Below are 14,060 nucleotides of genomic sequence, written 5' to 3'. Positions count from 1 at the left end.
TCCGGCCACCACCGCCGCGAAGCCCGAAGGCGTGCAGGCCGTGCCGCTGAAGCAGCCCAAGCCGATGGAGCTCGTCGTGCAGGCCCGGCAGGACACGCCGATTGTCAGCCTGCGGCTCGTCTTCCACACGGGCTCCATCGATGATCCGAAGGGCAAAGAGGGCCTCACGGCCCTCACCGCGAAGCTGATGGCGGAAGGCGGCACGCGGAAGCTCACCTCCGCGCAGCTGCTGGAGGCGCTCTACCCCATGGCCGCCGAGCTCAAGGTGTTCTCGGACAAGGAGCTGACCACCCTGTCCGGCCGCGTCCACCGGGACTTCCTGCCGCGCTTCCTGGAGCTGTTCACCGACACGCTGCTCGAGCCCCGCTTCGACGCCGGCGAGTTCGAGCGCCTGCGCGCCAACGCGCTCAATGCCGTGCGCAACGGCCTGCGCAGCGAGGACGACGAGACGCTGGGCAAGGTGGGCCTGGACGCGCTGCTCTATGAGGGCCACCCCTACGCCCACTTCACCGGCGGCACCGTGCAGGGGCTCCAGTCGCTCACGCTCGATGACGTGAAGGCGCACGCGCGCCGCGTCTTCACCCAGGACCGGCTCGTCATCGGGCTCGCGGGCCCGGTGGACGCGGGGCTCCAGCAGTCCGTCACCACGCGCCTGGGCGCACTGCCCGCCACGGGCGCGCCGCGCGTGGAGCTGCCGCCCGTGCCGTCCGCCGCCGGCCGCACGCTCATCCTCCAGAAGCCCACGCTCTCCACCGCCGTGAGCATGGGCTTCGTGACGCCGCTGCGACGCGGCGACCCCGACTTCTTCCCCGTGGCGTTCGCGCTGTCGAACCTGGGCGAGCACCGCCAGTTCATCGGCGTGCTCTTCAACGAGCTGCGCGAGCAGCGCGGCCTCAACTACGGCGACTACGCCTACGTCGAGCACTTCATCGAGGACCGGGGCAACGGCACCTTCAACCGCACGAACCTCGTGCGCACCCAGCAGGACGTGTCCCTGTGGCTGCGCCCCGTCGTGCCCGCCAACGCCGTGTTCGCCACGCGAGGCACGGTGTACTTCCTGGACCGGATGGCGAAGGAGCCCCTCACGCAGGAGCGCTTCGACCTGGTGCGCGGCTTCCTCCAGGGCTACACGCGCCTGTGGGAGCAGAGCGACCAGCGCCGCCTGGGCTACGCCATCGACTCGCTCTTCTACGGCACGCCCGACTTCCTGGAGGCCTACCGCAAGGCCCTGGCCACGATGACGCCCGAGTCCGTGAACGCCGCCGTGCGCCGGCAGCTCCAGCCGGAGAAGCTCGCGTTCGTGTTCGTGACGGAGGACGCGGAAGGGCTCGCGCAGGCGCTCAAGTCCGGCGCGCCGTCGCCCATCACCTACGCGTCGCCCAAGGCGCCGGAGCTGCTGAAGCTGGATGAGGCCCTCATCCAGCAGAAGCTGCCGGTGCGCCCGGACGCCCTCCAGGTCGTCCCGGCCTCGGGCTTCATGGAGCGCTGAAGCGGTTCCCTTCCGGCGCTCAGGGGCTTCGCGGCAGTGTCGTCCACACGCCGCGGAAGCGCTTGAGCGCCGGATCCTTCTGGCGCTTGCACTCCACGCCCTCGCGCGTGACGGTGCCGTCGTCGCTCAAGAGCAGGATGTCGTCCGACGCATCCGGCGTGAAGAACGCCTCCGGGTTCAGCCGCGACAGGTCCACGGACTCCACCGGCACCGGCGTGTCCTCCCCGCCCTTCCAGGTGAACAGCCGCGAGCGCGCCTCGGACGCGGTGGCCCCCGCGATGATGAGGTAGCGGCCCCGCCACGACGACAGCGAGCGGATGCCCAGGCCGCCCAGGTCGAGCAACCGCGGTGCTCCGAAGCGCGCGGCCACGCCCTCGCGCACCACTGCCTCCGGGTTGAGCAGCGGCACCACCAGCGCCCGCCCTTGAGTCAGCGGGCTCCGGAAGCCGATGAGCATTCCGGGCGCGTCCAGCATCGCCGTCAGGCCCTCGATGTTGAGGCCCCCGGCCTGCTTCGGCGGCAGCGGCTCCGCCTCCGCCAGCCTGTAGGGCTTCAGCGCCGGATCCGCGAGCAGGTCCTCCAGCAGGTTCGTGTACGGCTGCCCGATGAGCTGGACATGGTCCGCGTCTTCGGCGCTGGTGGCGAAGAAGCGCAGGCGCGCGGGCTGCTTCTTGCCGGAGCTGTTGCGGCCATGCGACGTGAGCCAGAAAGCCAGGTTCCCCAGCCGCGAGCCCGCCTCGATGTCCGTCTCCGGCGGCTTCTTCTTCGCGGGCAGCGCCAGCGACGGCGACAGGTCCACCGTCCTCAGCGGACGGCCGCCTTCGCGCGCGTCGTAGATGCGCAGGATGTTGTCCTCGTCGTCCGCCACCACGAACAAGCCCGTGCCCAGGTCCACCGCGCCGGACGCGTCACAGCTTCCCTCGAAGACGACCGTGCCCTCGGGCTCGACAACAGGTGCTGGGACGGCGTCGCGCCGCACGTTCGCCTCGCGGGAGCCGCAGCCCGCCACCAGGACACATCCCCACAGGAGCCAGCGTTTCATGGCCCTTTCTTACGCATGGCCTCCCACCACCGGGAACCCGGAAGGCCGCGCAGAAAGGCAGCAATTGTAGAAATGGAACAGGGCTGTAGTGCGCCCCCGTCTGCGTGGGTTTTCTTCCGGCATGGGAAGGTGGGTGCTAAGAGCCTCAGCATGCAATGCCCCGACTCCGGGTACGTTTCGTGGAGCCGGTCCGCGTGCGGCGCAGCCATCCGGCTCGCGGCCCTGGGCCTGCTGCTCACCACGGCAGCGGCCCACGCGCAGCCCGATCCGTTCTCCCGCGGCTTCGACGCCGTTCCCGTCAAACCCACGGCCGCGCTGTCCAGCGGCATCGCGTTGGAAGGCGCCACCGCCGAACCGGTGGGCAGCTACCGCGGCGCGCTGCTCCTGGACTTCAACTGGCGCATCCTCGCCCTGAAGCTGGGCGACGAGAAGCTGGGCGACCTCTTGCCGTACCGGCTGGACGCGCACCTGCTCTTCTCCTACCAGCTCCTGGAGCGGTTGGAGCTGGGCGTGGACATGCCCTTCACGCTCATCCAGGGCGACAACTTCTCGCTCCTGGGGGACGCGCTGAACGCGCCGGACTTCCCCGGCGCCGCGGGCGTCAGCAGCACCACGCTGGGCGACCTGCGGCTCCTGCCGCGCGTGAACCTGCTGAACCCGAACCGCTTCCCGGTGGGGCTCGCGGTGGTGACGGAGGTGCGCCTGCCCACCGGCAGCGCGCAGAGCTTCACCGGCGAGCGCGGCGTGGTGTTCGCCCCGCGCCTGGCGGTGGACTGGAAGGTGGGGCCCCTGCCCCTGCGGGTGCTCGGCAACGTGGGCGTGCTGCTGCGCCCCGCGGCGCAGTACCTGAACCTGCGCGTGGACGACGAGCTGACGCTGGGCGCGGGCGGCATCGTGGACCTGCCGGACGTGGGCCGGCTGCGCGAGGTGCAGGGCGTGGCGGAGATGCACCTGCGCACGCCGCTGGTGCGCCCGTTCAACTTCGACCAGTCGGATTCGCTCAAGACGCCGTGGGAGCTGCTCGTCGGCGCGCGCGCGAAGGTGTGGGGCAACTGGGGCGTGGAGCTGGACGTGGGCCGAGGCCTCAACGTCAACACCGGCTACGGCCGCGAGGCCCTGCGGGTCATGCTGGCGCTGCGCTATGACCAGTCCGGCCAGGACTCGGACAACGACGGCGTGCCCGACGCGCGCGACCGCTGCCCCACCCAGCCCGAGGACAAGGACGACTTCGAGGACTACGACGGCTGCCCGGATCCGGACAACGACGGCGACGGCGTGGCGGACGGCGACGACGCGTGCCCCAGCGTGAAGGGCACCGTGGCGCTCAAGGGCTGCCCGGAGGAGCCGGAGAAGGACACCGACGGCGACGGCATCGTCGACAAGCTGGACAAGTGCCCGGACGTGCCCGGCCTGAAGGACTTCGACGGCTGCCCGGACACGGACATGGATGAGATCCCGGACGGCGAGGACGACTGCCCCGACGTGGCCGGCCCGCCGGAGAACAACGGCTGCCCGTACGACGCCCCGCCCTACGTGGTCGTGGAGTCGGACCGCATCCGCATCAAGGGCAACATCCTCTTCGAGACGGGCTCCGCCATCATCCAGAAGCAGTCGTACCCGCTGCTGGACGAGGTGGCGTCGGTGCTCGCCAAGAACCCGACGCTGGGGCCGGTGCAGATTGAAGGGCACACGGACAACAAGGGCGCGCGCGCACTGAACGTGGACCTGTCCAACAAGCGCGCGAAGTCGGTGCTCGACTACCTGGTCAAGAAGGGCATCGACCGTAAGCGCCTGACGTCGCAGGGCTTCGGGTTCGACCGGCCCATCGACACCAACGACACGGCCCTGGGCCGCGCGAAGAACCGGCGCGTCGACTTCAAGCTGGTCAAGTCGGAGCTGGAGAGCGGCCCGCGTGAGACCATCGTGCCCAACGGCCAGCCGCCTCCGCCGGGCACCCAGCCGCTGCCCGGGCTGGGCGGACCTCCCGCGCCCGGTGCGCAGGCCCCGCCGGCCCCCGCGCCGAAGACCCAGGCCACGCCGCCGGCAGCGACTCCGCCCGCCAAGCCAGCCACCAAGAAGTAGCGCGGGAGACACGGGACGGCCCGGAACAGGGGCCGTCCCCGCTTCACGACGGGAGGACTACTTCTTCAGCGCGCGCTCGATGCGACGGCGAAGGCCGTCCTCGGAGAGCATGCCGCGCTGGGCGTCCATCACCTTGCCGTCCGCATCCAGGAAGTAGAGCGTCGGCAGCGCGTTCACCTGGAAGGCCCGCGCCACGTCGTCGTCCGCGTAGACGACGTAGGGCCGCAGCTCCGGCTGGAAGCGCTGGAGGAAGTAGTCCACCTCCTCCTTCGCCGTCGCGCCGTCGTCCCGGCTGGCCGCCACGAAGACGAGCCCCTGGGACTCGTACTCCTTGGCCAGCTTCACCAGCGAGGGCATCTCCTCGCGGCACGGCGGACACCAGGTGGCCCAGAAGTCGAGCATCACCACCCGGCCCTTCAGGTCCGACAGCGCCAGCGAGCCGCCCTCGTGCTTCGCGAGTTGGAAGGACGGCGGCTCCATCCCGTCCGGCACCAGCCGCTTGCGCTGCGCCTCGCGCACGCCCAGGAACGCCAGCGCCCCCAGCCCCAGCACCGCCACCACGGAGAGCACCGTCTTGGCGCCGTCTCCGCGCGAGCCCGGCGGCTTCACTCCCTCGGTCCCAGCCTGCTGTGTCATCCGCGTTCCCTTCGTGTCAGGCGGCCGTGCACCCGCTTCAAGGCCCAGCGCACCCCGGCCCGCACGCGCGGCCGACGCACCACCCAGGCCGCCAGCGGAGGTCCCCAGTGATAGTAACCGTCGATGAACCCCTGGCCGAGCCAACTCTTCCGGAGCACGTCGTCGCGGAACGCGCGGAACGCCACCAGTTCCTGGGCCCCCTCGCCAAAGGCCGCCGTCACCACGAAGCAGGAGGACGCGGGGCTCACCCACATCAGCTTCATGTTGGTGAGGTTCACCACGACCTTCAGCTCGCGCTGCTCCGTATAGAGGAACGCCAGCAGGTCGCGCCGCGCCGCCGGGAACTCCTGCCCCCCGGCCTCCTCGAAGTCGATGCGCGTCGTGACGGCGCTGGCCACTTCATCCACCGTGAAGCGGTAGCGCTTGGAGCTGCGCCGGTGCTCCACCTCCAGCCCCTTCAGCTCCCCGAAGTAGGCCATGAAGGGCACCTTGCACACCGGGCACACGAAGCGGTGGTACGCGTGCGTCGGCAGGAAGGCGTAGTCCCCCATCCGCTTGCAGCCGGTGTTGGGGCACATCAGCTTCACGCTCGCCTGGGGCGCGTTGCGCGGGTCGTAGCGCGACTGGCCGCTTCCCTTGTCGAACACCGGCGGCGGCCGCGACGGCTGGCCCACCATCTGCCGCGTGGGGTGCGCCGCGCGTTCCAATTCCTGCGCCCGGCGCCACGCCAGCTCCGCCGCCTCCAGCCGGCCGTCCGCCGTGTGCGTCAGCGCCTCCGCGTGCGCGCTCAGCGCCGCCACCAGCCGGTCCACCAGCGGCGACACCGCCGGCTCGCGCGCCACCGCCAGGGCCTCCGCCAGCACCCGCTCCATCTCCGGCAGCAGCGCCTGGGCCGCCTTGCGCGACGGGTCCTCCGCCCGCCGGTACACCGGGGGCTCCGGCAGCTTCGCGAACAGCGCCGAGGCCAGGGTGCGCACGCGCTCCACCGCCGCGTCCCCCCGCCCCACATCCATTCCCGCCGCCCGCGTCTGGGCGGCCCTCATCAGTTCTTCGGGCTGCAAGGCCCCGGACCTTAAGGGCCCGCACGCCCCCTGTCAGCGACTCCCGCCGCCGCGGTCGGAAACTCGCCAGGGCCACGACACCGATGTAAGACGAGGTAGGAGGATGTGAATCATGGGCGTGTTGAAGTTCCTGGTCTGGACAGCGTGCGCGGTGGGCCTGGGCGTCTTCCTCGCGCGGGGCAACGTGGACGGCCGCTCCCCGCTGGAGCACATCGAGCGCACCTGGAAGCGCACGGTGAACCCTTCGGCGATGGACAAGGTGAAGAGCGGCGTCGAGGACGCGCTGGACGACGCCCGGCAGGCGGTGTCCCAGAAGTCCGCCAACCCCGCCCAGCCGCGCGAGCGCATCACCGCCGAGGACCGCGCGGCCATCAACAACATCATCGCCAAGAAGAAGTAGGGCCCCCGCGGGCTGATCGCACGCCCTCCCCCTTCCGCCCGCCCCGGGCCGTTCCTAGATTGCGCCGGGGCGTTGGGTGGATGGTGGTGGAGAGGCGGGCCCATGGGTTGGACGCAGGTCGGGGGCGTCATCAAGGCAGCGGTGTTGGCATGCGCACTGGGGGCAACAGCGCGTGCCGAGGCAAGGGATAACAGGCTGTGGTTGGAGGCGAAGAACCGCGCCGTTTCCCGGCAGCACTCCAACATCAGCGAGGTGGCCCGCAAGGCGATGCCCGCCGTGGTGTCCATCACCACGCGCCAGGACAGCGCCGACGTGCCCCCCGGTGAGGAGCCGCAGCGCGGCATCGGCTCCGGGTTCATCATCCACCCGGACGGCTACATCCTCACCAGCGCGCACGTGGTGGAGGGCGCCTCGGAGGTGACCATCTCCGTGCGCAGCGCCAACGGGTACGTGGAGGAGTTCCCCGCGACCATCGTGGGCGAGGACGAGCGCACCGACTGCGCGCTCCTCAAGGTGGACGCGCCCCGGAAGCTGCCGGTGCTCAAGCTCGCGTCCGCGTCGCACGTGGGCATCGCGGACTGGGTCGTCGTCATCGGCAACCCGTTTGGCCTGGCGCACTCCGTGACGGTGGGCGTGGTGAGCTACCTGGGCCGCACCGACGTGACGCCCAACGGGCGCGACGGCGACTTCGACTACCTGCAGATGGACGCGTCCATCAACCCGGGCAACTCCGGCGGCCCGGTGCTGGACCTGCACGGCGACGTGGTGGCGGTGGCCAACGCCGTCAACGTGTCGGGCCAGGGCATCGGGTTCGCCATCCCCATCGACATCGCCAAGACGGTGATTCCGCAGCTCAAGGCGCACGGGCGCATGCGCCGCGGGTGGATTGGCATCAGCGTGCAGGACTTCTCCCCGGAGGTGGCCGCGGCGTTCAACCTGATGCCGCGAGGTCGGGGCGTCGTGGTGACGGACGTCGTGGAGGACGGGCCGGCCGCCCGCGCGGGCCTCAGGGCCGGCGACGTCATCCTCGACATGGACCGCCGCTCCGTGGAGCGCGCTCACACGCTGCGCTGGCAGGTGGCCGCGCGCGGCGTGGGCCAGCACATCCGGCTCCAGGTGCGCCGGGTGGGCCGCCCCCTGACGGTCCGGGTGAAGCTGGACGACCTGCCCTTCGTGCCGGAAGAAGCGCCCCCCGCCACCCTCGCCTCGGGCGCCGCTCCGGGCGAGCGCTCCGCCGGGGCGAAGTCCGTCCTGGAGGAGTTGCTGTCGCCAGTGCCGCGCGCCAAGACCGGGCCGGCGGGCACCCAGGCCACTGGCGGCTCCGGTACCGGCTCCGGCGCCGCTTCCGCCACGGCGGAGGGCATGCCCGTCCCCTGACAGGCCGTGCGCCCGGGGCCCTCCCGGGCCGCCAGCCTCCTTGCGTTCCGCGAAATCGGGCGATACACCGTGCGCCCTACACACTGCGGCGGGTTCCATTCAAATGGGCGCCGCGGGTCATTCGCGCATCGTTTCGCAGGAGAATCCGCACCATGGCCGAGGCCACCCAGACGAAGAAGTCCACCCATTGGCCGCGCACGGCCAAGGGCAACGGCAAGAAGGCGTGCACCGTGGAGGGCTGCAAGCGCCCCTACCGCGCCAAGAACTACTGCTTCTTCCACTTCAAGAAGTGGCGCCAGGGCGAGCTGCCGCACTCGCGCTACCGCGTGTGCTCCAAGCCGGAGTGCCGCATCAAGGTCCTCAAGGGCGGCCTGTGCGAGAAGCACTACGCCGAGACCTACAAGAAGGACGCGGCGGCTTAAGTCGCCCGTCGTTCCCGCTTCACGTGGCGCCGGGCTTTGCTCCCGGCGCCATGGCGCGGCCCAGGTGCTTGAAGGCGTTGAGCCACAGCTCCGCCTCCCGCTGGGTCAGCTTCGAGCGCATCAACGTCTGCTCCAGCTCGTGCAGCACGTGCTCCGGCGCCTGCCGGTTGAGGAAGTCCGCCGCCAGCAGCGTCTCCTTCATGCGCGTGCTCAGGGCGCTCAGCGTCCCCAGCCGGGCGCCGGGCTCCGCCGCGGGCGGGCCGGACGGCTCCACGCCCTGACGGTGGCAGAGGTACAGCAGCACCGACGCGGACTGCGCCAGGTTCATGGACGGCTGCACCTCCGACGTGGGGATGACGAGCACGTCCGCGCAGTGCGTCAGGTCCTCGTCGGACAGGCCGCGCTGCTCACCCCCGAACAGCAGCGCCACCCGGCCCCGCTTGCTCTCCTCCGCCAGCCGCCGCGCCGCCTCCTCGGGCGTCAGCGGGGAGCGGCCCTCCACCTGGGTGCGCGACGTACTGCCCACGACGTACACGCAGTCCTTCACGGCCTCCGTCAGCGTGTCCGCCACGACCAGGCCCTCCAGGACGTGGCCGCTTTTGACCGCCAGACGCTCCGCCCCGCTGAAGTCGCGGGTGATGGGCTCCGACAGGATGAGGCGGTGGAAGTCGAAGTTCGCCATGATCCTGCAGACCGCCCCCAGGTTGTCGGGTGAACGGGTCTGATGAAGGATGACAGTCAACTCCGCACCTGGACGCATGCCCCCGAGTTTAGCTGGTGGTGCATCTGGGTGATCGGTATATTCCCGGTGTGATGCGTCGCTGGGTCCCTGGCTTGCTCCTGTCGCTGTCGCTCCTCACCACCGCGTGCGGTGGCGCGGGCACGCCCGTGCGTCCGTCGCTCACGTCCCGGCAGGCCCTCACCAGCTCGCCCGAGGTGGTGGAGTTCGAGTCCCCGGCCGTCCGGCTGGAGCTGTTCCGGGACATCGCCCGCCAGTCGGAGCAGGAGGCCGGGCAGTCCGCGCAGGGCGTGGCGCTGTTCCCCATCATCCAGGGCAACGAGTTCGTCGCGGCGCCGGGCTTCGAGTCCCGCGCGGACCTGCTCCAGCCGCCGGACGCGGGCAGCGGCCTCCAGTTCGTCTTCGACGGTCGCGCGGCGGAGCGTTGGCCGGAGGACCGGCGGGAGAGCCTGCAGGGCCTGTCGGAGCGCGAGGCCGCGGAGCTGGTGGCGCGCACGCTGCTGGCGCTCTGGGACATCCACCCGGAGGGCGTGGTGCAGGTGGACCGGGCCGCGGGCGCGCCGTACGCGGTCGCCTACGTGGACGGCATCCTGCGGATCAACCCGGCGTTCCTCTATCTGGCGTCGGCCTACGGTCCTGCTTCCATGGCGGCGGGCCTCCAGTAGAGTCGCGCGCCTCATGAGCTGGCCCCGCTCCCGCCCCTTCCCGGCGGAGTGGCCGGGGCCGCGAGGCGCCTCCGACGTGAACACCTCCGCCCTCCACGCGCAGCTTTCCCACACGCTCCGGCAGACGGACCTGCCAACGCTCGGCCAGCCCTACAAGGGCAAGGTCCGCGACACGTACCGCAAGGGCGACACGCTCCTCTTGGTGACGAGCGACCGGCTCTCCGCGTTCGACCACGTGCTCACCACCATCCCCTTCAAGGGCGAGGTGCTCAACCGGCTGGCGGCCTTCTGGTTCGAGCGCACGAAGCACATCTGCCAGAACCACGTGCTGGACGTGCCCGACGCGAACGTCACCGTGGCGCGCGCGTGCGAGCCGTTCTCCGTGGAGGTGGTGGTGCGCGGCTACCTCACGGGCAGCCTGTGGCGCGACTACGAGAAGGGCACGCACACCGCCTACGGGATTCCCTTCCCGGAGGGGCTGCGCAAGGACAGCGCCTTCCCCACGCCGCTGCTCACGCCGTCCACCAAGGCCGAGTACGGCAAGCACGACGAGCCCATCTCCGAGAAGGAGATCTTGGCGCGAGGGCTGGCCACGCCGCGCGACTGGGCCCGCATCACCGAGGCCGCCCGGGGGCTGTTCGAGGAGGGCCAGAAGTGGGCGCGGACGCGCGGCCTCATCCTCGTGGACACCAAGTACGAGTTCGGCAAGGTGGGCGACGAGCTGTTCGTCATCGACGAGATGCACACCCCGGACTCCAGCCGCTACTGGGTGGCGGACGAGTACGAGGCGCGCTTCGCCAGGGGCGAGGACCAGCGGATGCTGGACAAGGAGAACATCCGCCAGTGGCTCATCCGCGAGCGGAACTTCTCCGGCCACGGCGCGCTGCCCGCCATCCCCGACGACGTGCGCGTGGACCTGGCCACCAAGTACGTGGCCGCCTACGAGCGCATCACCGGCACGTCGCTGGAGTTGACGCCCGGGGACGTGCACGCGCGCATCGAACAGAACCTGCGGGCGAAGGGCTACCTGTAGCCCCGTCGCCCCGTTGTCTTGCAGTGCGGCCGTGTCCTAGCTGGCGCGGCCGAACACGCGCTGGAACACCGCGTCCATCTGGCGCGTGTGGTAGCCCGGGGAGAAGCAGTCGGAGATCTCCTCGGGCGTCATCATCTTGAGCAGGTCCGCGTCCGCGAGCAGCGCCTGCCGGAAGTCCACGCCCTCCTCGAACATCTTCATCGCGTTGCGCTGGACGACGACGTACGCGGCCTGCCGGTCCATGCCCTTGCGCGCAAGCTCCAGCAAGAGCCGCTGCGAGTTCACGACGCCGCCGAGCAGGTCCAGGTTCTTCTTCATCTGCTCCGGGTAGACGCGCATGTTCTCCACGAGCCCCGCGAAGCGGTGGAGCATGAAGTCCAGGAGCCCCGTGGCGTCCGGCCCGATGACGCGCTCCACGGACGAGTGGGAGATGTCGCGCTCGTGCCACAGCGCCACATCTTCCATCGCGCTCACCGCGTAGCCGCGCAGCAGGCGCGCGAGGCCGGTGAGGTTCTCCGACAGGATGGGGTTGCGCTTGTGCGGCATCGCGCTGGAGCCCTTCTGGCCCGGCGTGAAGGCCTCCTCCACCTCGCGCACCTCCGTGCGCTGGAGGTGACGGATTTCGACGGCGAACTTCTCCAGGCTGGAGCCCACGAGCGCGAGCGCGGTGAAGAACTCCGCGTGCCGGTCGCGCTGCACCACCTGGCTGGAGGCGGGCGCGGGCTTCAGGCCCAGCTTCTGGCAGACGTGCTCCTCCACCGCGGGCGGCAGGTGCGCGAACGTGCCCACCGCGCCGGAGATCTTCCCCACGGCGATGGTGTCGCGCGCGTGCTCCAGGCGGGTGCGACCCCGGCGCAGCTCGTCGTACCAGATGGCCAGCTTGTGCCCGAAGGTGATGGGCTCCGCGTGGATGCCGTGGCTGCGGCCCATCTGCAGCGTGTGCTTGTGCTCGAAGGCGCGCTTCTCCACCGCGGCCATCACGCGGTCCATGCCCTTGAGGATGAGGTCCACCGCGTCGCGCAGGGTGAGCCCCAGCGACGTGTCCAGCACGTCCGAGGACGTCATGCCCAGGTGCAGCCAGCGGGCGCTGGGCCCCACGCGCTCCTCCACGAAGGTGAGGAAGGCGATGACGTCGTGCTTGGTGGTGCGCTCGATTTCGTCGATGCGCGCGGCATCCTCGGCGGTGAAGTCACCGGCGCGGGCCAGGCAGTCCGCCAGCGCTTCTTTCGGGGCGAGTCCCTGCGCGACCATGCCCTCCAGCGCGGCGAGCTCCACGTCGCGCCAGCGGCGGTAGCGGGCGACGTCGGACCAGAGGGAGGCCATCTCCTGACGGCTGTATCGTGGAATCACTCGTAGACCTTCACGGCAAAGTCCCGGCGCGCCGCGAACCGGAGCACTTCCAGCGCGACGTCACAGGACGGACCTGACTTCTTCGCGGCGGTGAGGTTGAACGAGAGGTCCATGCCTTCAGGCCGCGCCACCGCCAGCGCGCCGGGGTCGACCTTCTCGTGGATGAGTCGGTTGGCCAGCCTCCCCGCCTGCTGACCGAGCGCCAGCGGGGCGGGCGACAGGGCCAGCGTCGCGCCCTCCTTCACCTGGCTGGCCGTGAGCGCCACCAGCGGCACGCGGCGCGAAGCGCTGAAGGCGATGAGCGCCTGGACGACGGAGGCATTGCCCACGGTCTTGTCCGCAACCATCAGCAGGCCGTCCACCTTCCCGGCCGCGCCCTCCAGCACCTCGCCCGCGCGCTCCTGCGCCTCCAGGGCCAGCGGGACGATGCTGAGTCCCAGGCTGGCGCCCGCGGCCCGGGCCTGGGCCACCGCGCCCGCGGACGAGCGAGGGTCATGCAGGATGCCCACGCGCTTCGCCCCGGGCGCCACGGCCTTGAGCGCGGCCAGCTCCGGTCCGAAGTCGCTGGTGAGCGCGATGCCGGTGACGTGCGGCGCTTCCAGGCCGTACTTCTCGTGGTACGGCACCATCGCGAACAGCACGGGCACGTCCCCGCCCAGCGAGCGCCGTGCGGCGTTGGCGGCGAGCGGGCCCAGGGCCAGCACCAGCGCGGGCTTCTGCGCGGCGAGCGACTTGAAGACGCGCGCCGCCTCCGTGGGGCTCTCTTCCAGCGTCACCTCGGTGACGTCGGCGCGCGCCTCCGACGCGAAGCCGGCGAGGAAGGAGGCATAGGGCGCGAGGCTGGAGGACTTCACCGCGACCACGCGGGGCCGGGCCGGGCTTCGCGGCGTTGCCTGCGCGAGGACGACGGCGGGCAGCAGGAGCGCCAGGAGCGCGAGCTTCCCGGGGACCCTCATGGCAGCGGGTTGGCGCAGCAGCGGAAGCCCAGGTTCGCGTCCTTGTGGCTGGTGGCCCCCCGCTTGCGCGCGGCGCACCGCGACGTGTCGCTGGGGCTGTCGAAGGAGCCGCCCTTGATGGTCATGTCGTCGTCGCTGCCCGGGAACGGCGTGGAGGTCCACTCGGCGGCGTTGCCGGACATGTCCGACGGTCCGAAGTTGAAGCGGCACTCGCCGAACTGGCCGGCGGCGGCGAGCGCCCCTGGCGTCCCTTCGGCCGTGCCGGTGTTGCAGGCGGACGACGCGAGCGAATCCCCGGTGGAGAAGCGCGCGTTGCCGGGGCCCTTGCAGGCCTTCTCCCACTCGTTCTCCGTGCACAGCCGCTTGCCGGCCTCGACACAGAGGCCCTTCGCATCGAGCCAGTTCACCGACACGCGCGGCTTGCGGCCCTGCTTGTTGGGGAACTCGAACTCGTCCACGCAGAACGACTCCACCGGGACGCTGGCGAGGAGGCTCTCGTCGCTGGAGCGGAACGACTGCTGGTCCTCCTTGGAGGACCCCTTCTTGAAGCTGCCGCCGCTCACCGGGAGCATGCCGGCGGGACAGTTCAGCGAGGCCCCCAGGCCCGCGGAGGGTCCGGGCGGGGGAGGAACGGGCGCGTTCTTCGCGGCCTGGGCCTGGCGCAGGCGCAGCCAGAGGTAGCCGCCGCCGGCGCCCAGCACGATGCCCATTACGGCAAGGACCACCATCCACACCATCGAGCTGGGGCCCGAGCGGGCCGGCTTCGCCTGCGTGGCGCGCGTCGTCGGCAGCGTGTGCAGGCCGGAGA

General features: G+C 71.0%; 14 protein-coding genes. 7 read left to right on the top strand and 7 right to left on the bottom strand.

Going from position 1 to position 14,060, the window contains the following annotated elements:
- Positions 1 to 1,489: M16 family metallopeptidase (locus D7V93_RS22850; protein WP_147451279.1), on the top strand; the 1,489-nt coding region annotated here is incomplete at its 5' end.
- A 19-nt stretch (positions 1,490 to 1,508) separates the two neighbouring features.
- Here D7V93_RS22850 and D7V93_RS22845 read toward each other — a convergent pair.
- Entirely contained in the window at positions 1,509 to 2,531 is a 1,023-nt protein-coding gene (locus D7V93_RS22845) for a DUF3616 domain-containing protein (RefSeq protein WP_120645427.1), read from the bottom strand.
- Positions 2,532 to 2,681: 150 nt separating this feature from the next.
- On the opposite strand from D7V93_RS22845, the gene D7V93_RS22840 reads away from it, so the two are divergent.
- Positions 2,682 to 4,613, top strand: a complete 1,932-nt coding sequence (locus D7V93_RS22840; RefSeq protein WP_120645426.1) for an OmpA family protein — start codon at positions 2,682 to 2,684, stop codon at positions 4,611 to 4,613.
- Positions 4,614 to 4,670: 57 nt separating this feature from the next.
- Here the strand turns inward: D7V93_RS22840 and D7V93_RS22835 are convergent, their stop codons facing one another.
- Together D7V93_RS22835 and D7V93_RS22830 are read right to left on the bottom strand one after the other, a co-directional pair.
- Positions 4,671 to 5,249, bottom strand: a complete 579-nt coding sequence (locus D7V93_RS22835) for a TlpA family protein disulfide reductase (RefSeq protein WP_120645425.1) — start codon at positions 5,247 to 5,249, stop codon at positions 4,671 to 4,673.
- Positions 5,246 to 6,262 carry a CFI-box-CTERM domain-containing protein gene (locus D7V93_RS22830; protein ID WP_244237451.1) on the bottom strand — a complete coding sequence of 339 codons (1,017 nt, stop codon included), beginning with the start codon at positions 6,260 to 6,262 and terminating at the stop codon, positions 5,246 to 5,248. The genes D7V93_RS22835 and D7V93_RS22830 overlap by 4 nt, the downstream gene beginning before the upstream one ends.
- A 160-nt stretch (positions 6,263 to 6,422) precedes the next feature.
- On the opposite strand from D7V93_RS22830, the gene D7V93_RS22825 reads away from it, so the two are divergent.
- The 3 genes from D7V93_RS22825 (at position 6,423) to D7V93_RS22815 (ending at position 8,509) form a co-directional block, all read left to right on the top strand.
- Positions 6,423 to 6,710 carry a hypothetical protein gene (locus D7V93_RS22825; RefSeq protein WP_120645423.1) on the top strand — a complete coding sequence of 96 codons (288 nt, stop codon included), beginning with the start codon at positions 6,423 to 6,425 and terminating at the stop codon, positions 6,708 to 6,710.
- 102 nt (positions 6,711 to 6,812) lie between these two features.
- On the top strand, positions 6,813 to 8,087 hold the full coding sequence (locus D7V93_RS22820; protein ID WP_120645422.1) for a S1C family serine protease: 1,275 nt from the start codon (positions 6,813 to 6,815) through the stop codon (positions 8,085 to 8,087).
- 152 nt (positions 8,088 to 8,239) lie between these two features.
- Positions 8,240 to 8,509 (top strand): vegetative protein, encoded by a 270-nt coding sequence (locus tag D7V93_RS22815; protein WP_120645421.1) that lies wholly within the window; start codon positions 8,240 to 8,242, stop codon positions 8,507 to 8,509.
- Positions 8,510 to 8,528: 19 nt separating this feature from the next.
- Here the strand turns inward: D7V93_RS22815 and D7V93_RS22810 are convergent, their stop codons facing one another.
- Positions 8,529 to 9,269, bottom strand: coding sequence for an RNA methyltransferase (locus tag D7V93_RS22810; RefSeq protein WP_120645420.1), 741 nt, complete (start codon positions 9,267 to 9,269; stop codon positions 8,529 to 8,531).
- Positions 9,270 to 9,343: 74 nt separating this feature from the next.
- On the opposite strand from D7V93_RS22810, the gene D7V93_RS22805 reads away from it, so the two are divergent.
- Together D7V93_RS22805 and D7V93_RS22800 are read left to right on the top strand one after the other, a co-directional pair.
- The gene (locus tag D7V93_RS22805) at positions 9,344 to 9,913 is read left to right on the top strand and encodes a hypothetical protein (protein ID WP_244237449.1); all 570 of its coding nucleotides are present in this window, start codon (positions 9,344 to 9,346) and stop codon (positions 9,911 to 9,913) included.
- Positions 9,914 to 9,989: 76 nt separating this feature from the next.
- Positions 9,990 to 10,946 (top strand): phosphoribosylaminoimidazolesuccinocarboxamide synthase, encoded by a 957-nt coding sequence (locus tag D7V93_RS22800; protein ID WP_120645428.1) that lies wholly within the window; start codon positions 9,990 to 9,992, stop codon positions 10,944 to 10,946.
- Positions 10,947 to 10,982: 36 nt separating this feature from the next.
- Here D7V93_RS22800 and purB read toward each other — a convergent pair whose 3' ends face one another.
- From purB to D7V93_RS22785, 3 genes are all read right to left on the bottom strand, one after another.
- Positions 10,983 to 12,296: an adenylosuccinate lyase gene (purB, locus tag D7V93_RS22795; protein ID WP_120610963.1), complete on the bottom strand. Its 1,314-nt coding sequence runs from the start codon at positions 12,294 to 12,296 to the stop codon at positions 10,983 to 10,985.
- Complete coding sequence (locus D7V93_RS22790; protein ID WP_208723113.1) at positions 12,293 to 13,252, bottom strand: ABC transporter substrate-binding protein; 960 nt, start codon at positions 13,250 to 13,252, stop codon at positions 12,293 to 12,295. Before D7V93_RS22790 ends, purB begins: the two co-directional genes overlap by 4 nt.
- Positions 13,249 to 14,060, bottom strand: an 812-nt coding sequence (locus D7V93_RS22785; protein ID WP_147451278.1) for an SUMF1/EgtB/PvdO family nonheme iron enzyme, incomplete at its 5' end; no start/stop codon positions are given. The genes D7V93_RS22790 and D7V93_RS22785, both read right to left, overlap by 4 nt.

The sequence above is a fragment of the Corallococcus llansteffanensis genome (assembly GCF_003612055.1).
GTDB classification, from domain to species: Bacteria; Myxococcota; Myxococcia; order Myxococcales; family Myxococcaceae; genus Corallococcus; species Corallococcus llansteffanensis.
The sequence above is the reverse complement of the archived record's forward strand: the minus strand, read 5'-3'. Positions and strand labels throughout refer to the sequence as shown.